Below are 11,882 nucleotides of genomic sequence, written 5' to 3'. Positions count from 1 at the left end.
AGGGGATAAATGTGGAAGACGCCTCCCTTTCAAACAAACCTAAAGAAGCTAAAAATAAAAAAATAGCAATAATAATAGGCAAAAAGAGACATTTACAACTTCAGAGAAAAGAGGAACTAAGCCACAACCTTCGATATATTTCAAAAGTTCCCGTAAAAATTGTTATGGATAAAGATTTTCTAACAGTTCATCCCCAAGATTCACTTACTGTTTTGATAGGAAAGTTCACAAGCGAAGAAACTTCTGCAATAGTTGTAGACGATGAAGGGAAGCTGTTAGGGTTTATCACAATGAAAGATCTTCTCCAATTTTTCACAACCCCTAGAAGGTACTCTGTTGTGGGGTTGGGATTGCTAAAAAAGTACACAATAACCCGAGCCTCTAGAGTAGAAGATATAATGGTGACAAAGCCAATAACAATTCATGTGGATGATAATCTCGGACACGCGATCAAGCTCATGGTAGAGACGGGGAAACATCATCTTCCGGTTGTGGATAGTGAAAAAAAGGTCCATGGGTTGTTGGAGGTCAAAGACATAATCCGGCTTATTAGACTTGTCGCTCTTTAATCAGCAGGAGATGAAAGTATGGATGTGTTCCTTGAACTTGCAGTGATCCTGATAGTGGCCAAACTATTTGGCTATATTGCTACAAAAGTAAAAATGCCTGGAGCTCTTGGGCAACTTATTGGAGGAATGCTTATTGGCCCTTCTATTCTTAGTATAGTAAGCTATTCTGAAGGGGTTCATTTAATAAGTGAAATGGGAATAGTTCTATTACTTTTCCTTGCTGGCCTTGAAACAGACGTTGAAGAATTCAAGAGCGTTGGACTTCCCGCTTTTCTGGTGGCCATAGGAGGAGTAACAGTACCTTTCGCACTAGGATACTTTGTTTCTGAAGGGTTTGGATATGAAAAGATGGAGGCATTATTCCTAGCAGGTATTTTAACAGCCACTAGTGTTGGACTAACTGCAAGTATTTTGATGGAAATGAAAAGACTCCGAACAAAAGAAGGAACAGCAATTTTGGCTGCTGCAGTTGTTGATGACATATTAGGAATTATAGTGCTTACCACATTGATAGCCATGCATAGAAAAGGACATGTATATGTAGAAGATCTTGGAATATTAATCGGAGAAATAATTCTATTTTTCATAATAAGCTGGCTCGTTGGAAAACCTGTTATCAAAGAAATTTTAATGCTTTCAGAGAGAATCGACTTGCCAGAAACCTTAACAGCATTTGCTCTTGCTTTAACACTTATCTTCGCCTATATAGCTGAACAGTTTAAAATAGCAGGAATAACGGGAGCTTATTTAGCAGGAGTTTTAATAGCCCAAACAGATGAAGCAAAGAGAATAACCGATAGAATAATAACCCTTTCATACTCCCTGTTTGTCCCTGTTTTCCTCGTTGGGATTGGAATTAACACTGACCTGAGTATTCTCTTACATGCAGGATCCTTCGCAATAGTTTATTCAATAATAGCAGTCGCAGGGAAGATATTCGGCTGTGGTGTTGGAGCCTTAGCAGCCAGATTTAGTCCAAAAGACGCTCTTAAAGTGGGTGTAGGAATGGTTCCCAGAATGGAGGTTGCTTTAATTATGGCCAATGTCGCACTAACAGAAGGGGTATTTGACAAAGGTATCTTTTCAATTCCGGTTACGATGGTAATAATTACCACATTTGTTACACCACCCCTCTTAAAATGGGCCTTCTCGAGGGATTAGTATGGAGACAATACTTGTGATTGCCCTAATGCTTGCAGTGGCTAAACTTCTTGGGTGGGTATTTGAAAAAATCGGCCAACCTGTAGTCCTCGGACAAATTTTAGGCGGATTACTCATAGGGCTTTTTGCAGAAAGCAATGAAATAATTAGAGAGTTCTCTAACCTTGGAGTTCTCCTGCTCTTATTCCTAGCAGGAATTGAAAGCGACCTTACCGAATTTAAGCGAGTTGGAAAGCCAAGTGTCCTCGTAGCTGGAATAGGAGTAGCATTCGCCTTTATACTTGGATTTTTAGTTGCATATCCATTTGTAGAGTTCCACGAAGCTCTCCTTTATGGTGCAATAATGACCCCAACAAGTGTCAGTATAACTGTGAAAGTCCTAATGGAGCTTAGGAAACTTAGAACTAGAGAAGGTACAACTATTTTGGCTGCTGCAGTTGTTGATGACGTATTAGGAATACTTGTCCTAACTGTAATAATATCTCTCCTCCGTGAAGGAACTATCGATTATAAAACTATCCTTGAGATTATTATTGAGGTTAGTGGATTCCTAGCAGTTTTTCTGTATTTCGGCCCCGTTTTTGCAGAAAAGGCTTTTAGAAGAATCTCCCGCATAGACTTGCCTGAATCTACGACAGCATTCGCAATAGTCTTTCTAATAATCTTTGCTTACATGGCCGAACATTTAAACCTAGCCTCTATTCTAGGAGCATATTTAGTAGGACTAACTATTGGGCAGACAAACTATCGAAAGCAAGTTGAAGATCATGTAAGCATTCTTGGTTACTCTCTGTTTATTCCCCTTTTCTTTGTAGAAGTGGGAATGAGAATTGAACTCAGTTATATTTTACATGCTAGCCTTTTCGCGATTTTATACACTATTGCCGCAATAATGAGTAAAGTCATTGGGTGTGGAGCCGGGGCGTATCTAGCAGGTTTTGATTTCAGTGCTTCCCTACGAATTGGAGTTGGAATGATCCCTAGACTTGGTGTTGAGCTTGCAATGCTTACAATAGCCCTAGCAAGTGGTGTAATTGGTACAGACGCCTTAACAATAGCCATATTCATGGTATTCGTGACTACGATTTTAACACCTCCCCTACTAAAATGGGTTTACTATTCAAAAGCCCCCTCTATCAAAACAGTTAAGACGTCAGAAAAATGAAATAAAACTCTTATTAACAGAGACTCTTCTTCAACTCTTTTGAAAGAAAATTATTTATATTTGAAGAAACCATAAAAATTGTGAATGTAATATGAAAAGATTCTAGGTGTGGTATATGGTCTATGTAATCGTCAGGGAGGAGATAGTCAATGGGAAACTCAAAAAACTTACTCTTCTAATAGGAGATAAAGAACAGTTGAGTAATTTCATTTACGAAGAATTAAACAAATTTTATAAAGAAGGAGGAAGTTTTTCAAAGAGGCAAGAAACTGAAGATAGACTTTATGAAGTTTGGGAGCTACGCAAGTCTACTGGAGAAATCATCGAACTAAGATTCTATGTGTTTGGGAACGAAGATACGGATGTCATTGAAATGGTAAGCTAATCCCTCCAACTTGCCCCCCTTCTCCAGAATAGAAAAAGTGCATGGTGCGGTGGCCGGGATTCGAACCCGGGTCACCGGCTTGGGAGGCCGGTGTCCTAGACCAGGCTAGACTACCACCGCTCAACGAAGAATAATACAAAAAAGGTTTAAAAGCTTTACTTTAGGCGCTCTAAGATTATGGAAGGACAAACCTTTATAACCCCGTCAATTTTTCCTATTTTATTTGACATTATATCTGCTAAGTCTTCCCCGTCTCTTGCCCATATTTCTGCCATAATCATGTGGTCCCCACTTGAGAGGTATAATTCTCTAACAAACTCAAAGGCTTTCAGTTTTTCCGCAACTTCAAAAAGTTTTTCCGGTTTTGTATCAACGCCAGTAAGGCTTATCAAATTATAACCGAGTTTTTGTGGATCCACTTTAATAGTATACTGACGTATAACCCCCTTCTCCTCTAATGCCCGTACTCTTTTCCTGACTGCCGTTTCACTTATACCCAAGGTCTTTGCTATTTCTGTGAAAGGCATCCTTGCATCTTTTGTCAACATTTCAATTATGACCTTATCTCGTTCGTCTAACATAAACTCACCTCACCGTTGTTTTATCAAACATGTATATTAACTTTTTGAACCCTATATTTTGCTTTTCAAATTTAGTTTTGCAATAATTTCAACATGGGGAGTATGAGGAAACATATCAAGGCCCACTATTTGCTCAATGAGATAACTCTCTTTAAGCTTTTCCAAGTTTTCAGAGAAGGTTTTTGGGTTACATGAGACATAAACTAGTGTCTCAGGAAGATCCCTTAGCAGTTTCTTTATGAGCTTTGGATGAAGACCCGCTCTAGGAGGATCCACAATAACAGTATCATAAACTCCCAGATTTCTCACATCTTTGTCAACGCCCACTCTAAATTCAGCATTCACATTGTTTATTCTAACATTTTTATTGGCCATTTCTACGGCAAAAGGATTCACTTCAATCCCTTCCACTTGAAAACCCCTCTTTGCTAAATAAACTCCAAAGGTTCCGACTCCAGAGTAGAGATCAAGAACTCTCTCCCCCTCTACAAATTCACTAACCTTTTTTACAAGATTAACAGCCTGATATGAATTTGTTTGGAAAAATGAATTTGGATGGATAAAGTATGTAACATCATCCAACTTCTCCCTAATAAACTCCTCTCCCCAAAAGTTCCTTGGTTCTCCATAAGACACATCACTTTTAGTATCGTTAACACTCCAGTAAAGAGAAGTCGCAAAATCAAAGTATTCAAAAATTCTTTCAGGAAGCTCCCCTTCGGATGTCACCAAGTTTATCATAAGCTCTTCGGTGAATTTGCCCTCTCGTAATACAATATACCTTAGAAAGCCCGTATTTTTCTTTAGATCCCATACTGCCAATTTATAGTCTTCAATGAGTTCTCTTAGGGATTTTAGAGCTTTTTTACTTTTACTCCCAAACACATCGCACTTCTCTATATCAACAACATTCCACCAAGTACCTCTTTTTCTAAACCCAATACCCCTGGTTGTTATTGCAATATCAACCCTGTTCCTATATCCATATATCTTAGGAGATGGAATCACATCAACTTGAATCTGTAAAAGCTCGAATAATTTCTGTTCTTTAAACCCTATCTGCTCTTTATAAGGAAGATGTTGTAATAAACAACCTCCACAAATGCCAAAATATCCACACTTCGGTTTAATTCTAGAAGAAGATGTCTCGACTATCTCATAATCATGGGCTACAAGTTTTCTTTTTTCCCTATGCCACTTCCTAATATCAACTATATCCCCTGGAACAGTGAAAGGGACTAGTATCTTCTTTTCTCCAACCTCAGTTTCCCCAAATCCATCGGGACTTAGCCTCTTTATCTCCACTCGCATGTGTCAAAGTTTAAAATATCCCTATAAAAATGTGCCGTCTAAAAAAGAGAATAATTTCTCCTCTAACTTGTCAAAATGTCAACACCATGGCAAGAAATCTTTATTAGAAACAAAAACAATATATTATTTGGTGTCTTCAGAATGGTTGTCAAAAAAGACATTATTTACAAACTATTAGTGACAAAAAAGAAGGCGACTTCTTTACAAAAGTTGAGTGAAGAACTGGAGACCCCAATGCCATGGCTTCTCTATACATTAAAAAGTCTGGAATCAGAAGGACTTGTTGAAATATTCTACGGAAACGAAAAAGCCGCAATAATGATTAAAGCAAAAACTCTTGAAGATTATTTTTAGTCCCTTATTTACTTCACTTTTCTCTATATTTAAAGAGCTCTCCAACTGTTACCAAGGGAATTAACATGTAACCTTCTTTTTCCAGAGTTTGCTTGGCACCTTCCTCCCGATCAACAACCACAATGATAGCCACTATATTAGCACCCTCCATCTCCAAAATCTTAGCTGCTCTAAGTACACTCCCCCCAGTTGTTGTAACATCCTCTACAAGAAGGACCCTATCCCCTCTTTTTACATCTCCCTCAACTTGCTTTCCCGTTCCGTAATCCTTCTTCTTTTTACGTACTATTAAAAGAGGTTTATCAGTTATTAAAGCCAATGAAACTGCAATGGGGACTGCCCCAAGTTCTGGACCTGCTATTTTGTCATACTCAAGACTAAAACTCTCTGCTTTAGCTTTTATAAGAGAAGCAATTATCTTTAAGGCTTGAGGATTTGTTATAAGTTTTTTAATATTAATATAATAGTTGCTTTGTTTTCCTGAGCTAAGAACAAAGTTTCCAAATTCAATAGCACCCTCTTTGAAGATCAGGTCAATCAAAAGATCCTTTTCTTTTGACAGTTCCATGTAAACCACCCCTACATTTCCAAAAATATGTTAACAAAAAATTTATAAATCTTTGGGAACTTAATTCGGTCGGGCTTTATGCGATTCCAAGATGTGATTAGTATAAACGATTTTGAAAAAGACGATATTGAATACGTGTTAAAAACTGCAGAATTGCTTGAGAGGGAACTTAAAGAAAAAGGAACACTCCAATACGCAAAAGGTAAAGTTTTAGCAACTCTCTTTTTTGAGCCATCCACAAGAACTAGATTAAGCTTTGAGAGTGCAATGCACAGACTCGGAGGTTCAGTTATTGGTTTTGCTGAGGCTTCAGCCACCAGTGTTAAGAAAGGAGAAAGCCTCATGGACACTATAAGAACTGTAGAGAACTACGCAGATGTAATAGTTATACGACATCCAAAAGAAGGGGCTGCAAGATTGGCTGCAGAAGTTGCAAAAATCCCAGTAATAAACGCTGGAGACGGGGCAAATCAACATCCTACTCAGACTCTTTTAGATCTCTATACCATTAAAAAAGAATTTGGGAAAATCGATGGACTTAAGATAGCTCTTTTAGGAGATCTCAAGTATGGAAGAACTGTACACAGCCTCGCAAAAGCACTTTCTTACTATAACGTTAAGCTTTACTTTGTGGCTCCTCCAGGACTGGAAATGCCTAGACATATCGTGGAAGAGATCTCAGATAAAGTGGACATAGTGGAGACTAGCAACCTGGAGAGTGTTATTCCTGAAATTGATGTACTGTACGCTACAAGAATTCAAAAGGAGAGATTTCCAGACCCAGCAGAGTACAACAAAATCAAAGGATCTTACAGAGTTGATCTAAAGATCCTAGAAGGAGCAAAAGAGACTCTCAAGATCATGCATCCTCTACCAAGAGTCGATGAGATATCCTACGAAGTAGATAAAACACGTTACTCCGCGTATTTCAGGCAGGTTTGGAGTGGAGTTCCTGTCAGAATGGCTCTTCTAGGGATAGTCCTGGGGGTGATAGAATGAAAGAGCTTAAAGTCTCAGCAATTCATAAGGGAACAGTCATAGACCACATACCATCAGGAAAGGGACTAAAGGTCCTTGAAATCCTTAATTTGCCAGAAGACAGTACAATCCTCATCGCCGTTAATGTCAGAAGTGAAAAGCTTGGAAAAAAGGACATAATAAAAGTAGAAGGGAAAATTCTGAGTAAAGATGAGGTAAATAAAATAGCCCTTATAGCACCTACTGCCACAGTAAACATCATCGATAAATGGGAAGTCGTTGAGAAGAAAAATGTGGAAGTACCAGATGAAATAATTGGCATCATCAAATGTGCAAATCCAAACTGTATAACCCACTATGAAAAAGTAAAACCAAAGTTCAAAGTGATTTCAAAGAAACCACTTAAGTTAAAGTGCCACTACTGTGAGAGGACTATGGAAGAAGAGATCATAGCTAAGAACCTCTTGTGAGGACTAAACATGATAATTAGAGGCGAGATACTATCTCACAGCTATCAAGGAAAAGGATACATTGTGATAAAAAATGGAATAATCAAAAAAGTCCAGCACGATAAGCCTAAAGAAAGAGGAGAGTTTATAGATGCAGGAGACAAACTCGTGATTCCTGGCTTAATAGACATGCACGCTCATTTCAGAGAACCAGGTTATGAACATAGGGAGACTATAGAAAGTGGCTCAAAAGCTGCTGTCCACGGGGGAGTTACTACTGTGGCAATAATGCCAAACACGAATCCTCCGCTAGATAGTATTGAAAGCATTAATTATGTAAAAAAACGAGCCCAACAAGTGGGGCTTATCGATATTCTCCCAGTAGGAGCAATAACAAAAAAGAGATATGGAAAAGATCTTGTAGATTTTAAAACCCTAGCTCCACACGTAGTTGCATTTAGCGATGATGGAACAACCCCCCAGAGTTTTAAAGTGTTTCTCAAGGCAGCGCAGCTTGCAAGAGCCGTAGGGAAGCCAATTGCTGACCATGCAGAGATAACAGAATTATCTGGGGGAAGTATAAGGGAAGGTAAATTCTCAAGGGCTTACGGGATAAGTGGAATCCCAGATATTGCTGAATCAATAGCTGTTGCAAGGGATATTGAGATTGCTCGTTATACTGGAGCTCACATCCATGTCCAACACTTATCTACAAGTGCTTCTGTCAAAATTCTAAGAGACGCGAAGAAAAGAGGAGTGCCAGTAACAGCCGAGGTAACTCATCACCATCTACTTTTTACTGATGAGGATTTAAGAGACCGATCTCCTTTTAAAAAAGTTAATCCTCCACTTCCAAGAAAAGAAGATCAAGAAGAGCTTATAAAGGGCCTCTTAGATGGTACAATTGATATAATAGTTACTGATCACGCACCTTATTCAAAAGAAGAAAAATCTACAAACATAGAAGAGGCCCCATTTGGAATAAGTGGTATCGAGACCCTCCTCTCTTCACTTTTCATTATAGCCGAGAAATACGAAATCCCCTTCAAGGTTCTTTTGGAGAAAGTTACTTGGAAACCAGCCCAACTTTTCAACTTGGGTCTTAAAGGAGACATTATCCCCGGATATTCCGGAGATGTTGTGATACTCGATCCAAGCAAAACATGGAGGGTTAATGAAGAGACTCTCTTTTCAAAAGGTAAAAATACACCATTTTTAAACAAAACCCTTCCAGGAGTTATTGAATTAACGATTAAAAATGGCAAAATTGTGTACAGGGGGGATAGGATTGATTGAAGCTGAACTTAAGAAAAAGAGAATAAGTGGCGACTATGGATTTTTTATTTTCAAACTTCAGGAAAAGATAGAAAACCCAGATGCAGGGCAATTTGTAATGCTTAAAGCTCCAGACGAGCCAATTTTAGCGAAACCATTCTCCATATACTCATATAAGAATAGAGAACTCGTATTGTTCATAAAGCGCGTTGGAAGACTAACAGGGAGAATATTTTCAAGTCCTATTGGAGAAATTTTCTATGTAAGAGGACCTCATGGAAATCCCTACATTAGCTCAATAGATTTAACGAAACGGTACATTCTGGTTGGAGGAGGAAGTGGAATTTCCCCACTAAACTTCTTTTCTGAACTACATCCAGAGCTAACATATACAAAGTTATATGGATTCAAAGAAGCACATATAAGAAAACTCTTTAATGAAAATGAACAGAAACATCTCGTAATAGAGGAAGAAAGCGGACATACTGTTGTAGATGCTCTTAACGAGCTAATTTCAGAGGAAGTTGGAATAATAGCATGCGGTCCTATTCCAATGCTAAAAAACTTGCCTAAAAATGCGTATGTATCTCTTGAAGCTGTAATGGGATGTGGGGTTGGAACGTGCAAGAGCTGTGCCCTGAAGACTATAGAGGGTGTGAAGCTCGTCTGCAAAGATGGCCCCTTATTCAGAAAGGAGGAGATAACATGGGAGTGGATTTAAGCATTGAAGTATTCGGAATACAGTTTAAAAACCCAATAGTGCTGGCCTCTGGGCCTGCAGGGTTTGGTTTTGAGCTCCAACCGTACTTAGACTTCTCAAAAGTTGGTGCAATAACCCTAAAGACGATTACAGTGAAAGCTAGAGAGGGAAATCCACCTCCACGACTCGTAGATGCGTATGGAGGAATCATAAATTCCATAGGACTCCAAAACCCAGGTATTAAAGGATTTATCACAGAAATCGTGCCCGAACTCAATAAGCTTAATACCATAAAGATTGGTAGTATAGCTGGATTCAGTCTTGAGGAATGGCAACTCCTAGTAGAAGAGATGGACAAGATAAAAGAAATACCACTCATCGAACTTAATCTTTCCTGTCCTAATATCAAGGGAAAGAGACGTTGGGCAGAAGACGTGAAACTTACACAAAAAGTCGTGAAAACTGCCAGAGAGTTAACAAATAAGCCAATAATAGTCAAACTTGCTCCAGATGTCACAGATATAATAGAGATTGCAAAAGCGGCTGCAGAGGCAGGAGCAGATGGATTAACTATTGGAAATGGTATTCAAGCCATGAGAATAAATGTTGAAACTGGCTTACCAGTACTCAAACTTAAAACAGGAGGCTTAGGTGGGCCAGCTATAAAACCAATAACCCTTGCAAGAGTATTTAAAACGAGTGAGGTATTGGATATACCAATAATAGGTATAGGCGGAATTATGGACTGGCAAGATGCTCTCGAATATGCTATGGCAGGAGCATCACTTTTAGGAATAGGAACGGCTGTAATGGTAGATCCACAGAGCCCTACAACAATCTTAAGTGGGATTGAAGCATTTCTCAAGCGGAAAAAGATAAAAAGATTTAGGGACATAATTGGAATAGCCCACAGAGGTGGATTCAGTGTTTCTTGAGAAATACAGAAAAGCTAGAGATAAGAACAATTCTATCCTTGTAGTAGGTTTGGATAGTGATATAGACAGGATTCCCAAAAAATTCAGGAATATTACAGAATTCAATGAGCATGTTATAAAAGAAACCGCAGATCTCGTATGTGCATACAAAATAAACATTGCTTTCTATGAAAAACTTGGTTGGAGAGGATACAAAGCCTTAGAAGAAACAGTAGAACTAATAAAACAAGATACAAAAGTTCCAATAATTCTGGACGCCAAGCGGGGAGACATAGGAAATACTGCAAAAGCCTATGCAGAGGCTTATTTCGACAAACTAAAAGTAGACTCTGTAACTGTAAATCCCTACATGGGACGAGATGCCATAATTCCATTTTTAGAAAAAGGACATGTGTTCATTCTTCTCTTAACTAGTAATGAGTCTGCACATGAGCTCGAAATATCTGTATATCCAAGAGTGCTTGAACTTTCAAAAGAGCTTGAACGCACCTATCCCAAAAAAGTGGGAATTGTTGTTGGTGCTACAAAAGAGGATTACATAAAAAAAGTTTCCCACGAAAGTGGGACTCTCCCATGGCTAATTCCTGGAATTGGAACACAGGGAGGAAACCCAAAAATCCTTGAAGAATTAAAGGGGAGAGACATCTTAGTAAACGTGTCAAGAGCAATAATATTTGCAGAAAATGTTAGAAACACCGCAGAAGAATTCAGAGAGATTCTAAACAAATACTACTTAGGGTAATAGTCCTCCAAATATCCAAACTTTTTCAAAATATGCAAAATACCTTCTGCTCCTCCTTCCCCATAAGATTTATTTGTGACATAATCTGCTTTCTTTTTAAGACTCTCTGGAGCCTGGGCCACTGCAACTTTATACCCTACAACCCTGAAAGCATCAAGATCATTTTCTCCATCACCAATATGTGCGACTTCTTTTGGAGTTATGCCCAAACTTTGACATGCTTTCTTTATTCCCTCTCCTTTATTTACATGGGGCTGTTTTACATGAATAGCATATCCACTGTCCACAGCTATGAGATCTAAATTCAAGTCCCCTATAATGGCCCTAACGACTTCTACAGGTACCGTTCTCTTTATTACAAGACCTGCCCGTCTTTCTCCATATTTCATCGTATCACTCATTTCAGCATTAGGATAACGTTTTTTCAGTTCACTCCACAAAATCATCGAATCACCCATGTCCCCAAGAAAAATACGATTATTTTTCCTGTCCCCTATCACTCCCCCATCTTCAGCAATAAATGGGCCAGTCGTGCCAATTAAAATGCTTGTAGCATAAGCAAAACATGCACTATTCCCAGTGACGAGCATAACAGGTACCCCAAGAGTCTCTGCTAGTCTTATGGCTTCAACAGCTTTTTCATGTAATCTCCTATCTGGGTACGTTATCGTTCCGTCTATATCTACCGAGATTGCCTTAACCATGGTAT

Annotated in this window: 15 protein-coding genes and 1 tRNA gene; 11 read left to right on the top strand and 5 right to left on the bottom strand. The window is 38.7% G+C overall.

Annotated elements, in window-relative coordinates:
• Positions 1-11 precede the first annotated feature (11 nt).
• The 4 genes from K1720_RS05400 to K1720_RS05385 all read left to right on the top strand — a co-directional run bounded on the left by K1720_RS05400 (position 12) and on the right by K1720_RS05385 (position 3,280).
• Complete coding sequence (locus tag K1720_RS05400) at positions 12-569, top strand: CBS domain-containing protein (protein ID WP_055282229.1); 558 nt, start codon at positions 12-14, stop codon at positions 567-569.
• Positions 570-587: 18 nt separating this feature from the next.
• A complete protein-coding gene (locus K1720_RS05395) occupies positions 588-1,730 on the top strand; it encodes a cation:proton antiporter (protein WP_251947247.1) in 1,143 nt (380 codons plus the stop codon).
• Between the two features lies 1 nt (position 1,731).
• Positions 1,732-2,895 carry a cation:proton antiporter gene (locus K1720_RS05390; RefSeq protein WP_251947244.1) on the top strand — a complete coding sequence of 388 codons (1,164 nt, stop codon included), beginning with the start codon at positions 1,732-1,734 and terminating at the stop codon, positions 2,893-2,895.
• A 115-nt stretch (positions 2,896-3,010) separates the two neighbouring features.
• Entirely contained in the window at positions 3,011-3,280 is a 270-nt protein-coding gene (locus tag K1720_RS05385; protein WP_251947241.1) for a hypothetical protein, read from the top strand.
• Between the two features lie 42 nt (positions 3,281-3,322).
• Here the strand turns inward: K1720_RS05385 and K1720_RS05380 are convergent.
• The 3 genes from K1720_RS05380 to rlmD form a co-directional block, all read right to left on the bottom strand.
• Positions 3,323-3,400 (bottom strand) — tRNA-Gly (locus K1720_RS05380).
• Between the two features lie 35 nt (positions 3,401-3,435).
• Entirely contained in the window at positions 3,436-3,861 is a 426-nt protein-coding gene (lrpA, locus tag K1720_RS05375) for an HTH-type transcriptional regulator LrpA (protein WP_251947238.1), read from the bottom strand.
• Between the two features lie 51 nt (positions 3,862-3,912).
• The gene (gene rlmD, locus K1720_RS05370) at positions 3,913-5,172 is read right to left on the bottom strand and encodes a 23S rRNA (uracil(1939)-C(5))-methyltransferase RlmD (RefSeq protein ID WP_251947235.1); all 1,260 of its coding nucleotides are present in this window, start codon (positions 5,170-5,172) and stop codon (positions 3,913-3,915) included.
• 141 nt (positions 5,173-5,313) lie between these two features.
• On the opposite strand from rlmD, the gene K1720_RS05365 reads away from it, so the two are divergent.
• A complete protein-coding gene (locus K1720_RS05365) occupies positions 5,314-5,526 on the top strand; it encodes an ArsR family transcriptional regulator (protein WP_251947233.1) in 213 nt (70 codons plus the stop codon).
• A 13-nt stretch (positions 5,527-5,539) separates the two neighbouring features.
• Here K1720_RS05365 and pyrE read toward each other — a convergent pair whose 3' ends face one another.
• Positions 5,540-6,094, bottom strand: coding sequence for an orotate phosphoribosyltransferase (gene pyrE / locus K1720_RS05360; RefSeq protein WP_251947230.1), 555 nt, complete (start codon positions 6,092-6,094; stop codon positions 5,540-5,542).
• Between the two features lie 78 nt (positions 6,095-6,172).
• Here pyrE and pyrB point away from each other — a divergent pair, with 78 nt between their 5' ends.
• Genes pyrB through pyrF form a run of 6 tightly spaced genes read left to right on the top strand, consistent with a single transcriptional unit; the run spans position 6,173 to position 11,173 of the window.
• Positions 6,173-7,093 carry an aspartate carbamoyltransferase gene (pyrB, locus tag K1720_RS05355; RefSeq protein ID WP_251947227.1) on the top strand — a complete coding sequence of 307 codons (921 nt, stop codon included), beginning with the start codon at positions 6,173-6,175 and terminating at the stop codon, positions 7,091-7,093.
• Positions 7,090-7,542: an aspartate carbamoyltransferase regulatory subunit gene (pyrI, locus tag K1720_RS05350; RefSeq protein WP_055282245.1), complete on the top strand. Its 453-nt coding sequence runs from the start codon at positions 7,090-7,092 to the stop codon at positions 7,540-7,542. Before pyrB ends, pyrI begins: the two co-directional genes overlap by 4 nt.
• Positions 7,543-7,551: 9 nt before the next feature.
• Positions 7,552-8,817 carry a dihydroorotase gene (locus tag K1720_RS05345; protein WP_251947224.1) on the top strand — a complete coding sequence of 422 codons (1,266 nt, stop codon included), beginning with the start codon at positions 7,552-7,554 and terminating at the stop codon, positions 8,815-8,817.
• A complete protein-coding gene (locus K1720_RS05340; protein WP_251947222.1) occupies positions 8,810-9,517 on the top strand; it encodes an iron-sulfur cluster-binding protein in 708 nt (235 codons plus the stop codon). Before K1720_RS05345 ends, K1720_RS05340 begins: the two co-directional genes overlap by 8 nt.
• On the top strand, positions 9,502-10,431 hold the full coding sequence (locus tag K1720_RS05335; RefSeq protein ID WP_251947219.1) for a dihydroorotate dehydrogenase: 930 nt from the start codon (positions 9,502-9,504) through the stop codon (positions 10,429-10,431). The genes K1720_RS05340 and K1720_RS05335 overlap by 16 nt, the downstream gene beginning before the upstream one ends.
• A complete protein-coding gene (gene pyrF, locus K1720_RS05330) occupies positions 10,421-11,173 on the top strand; it encodes an orotidine-5'-phosphate decarboxylase (protein WP_251947216.1) in 753 nt (250 codons plus the stop codon). The genes K1720_RS05335 and pyrF overlap by 11 nt, the downstream gene beginning before the upstream one ends.
• Here pyrF and K1720_RS05325 read toward each other — a convergent pair.
• On the bottom strand, positions 11,161-11,877 hold the full coding sequence (locus tag K1720_RS05325) for a phosphoglycolate phosphatase (RefSeq protein WP_251947213.1): 717 nt from the start codon (positions 11,875-11,877) through the stop codon (positions 11,161-11,163). The genes pyrF and K1720_RS05325 overlap by 13 nt on opposite strands.
• Positions 11,878-11,882: the final 5 nt, after the last annotated feature.

This window comes from Thermococcus argininiproducens, from assembly GCF_023746595.1.
Taxonomy (GTDB): Archaea; Methanobacteriota_B; Thermococci; order Thermococcales; family Thermococcaceae; genus Thermococcus_A; species Thermococcus_A argininiproducens.
This window is presented reverse-complemented; position numbering and strand designations above follow the sequence as displayed.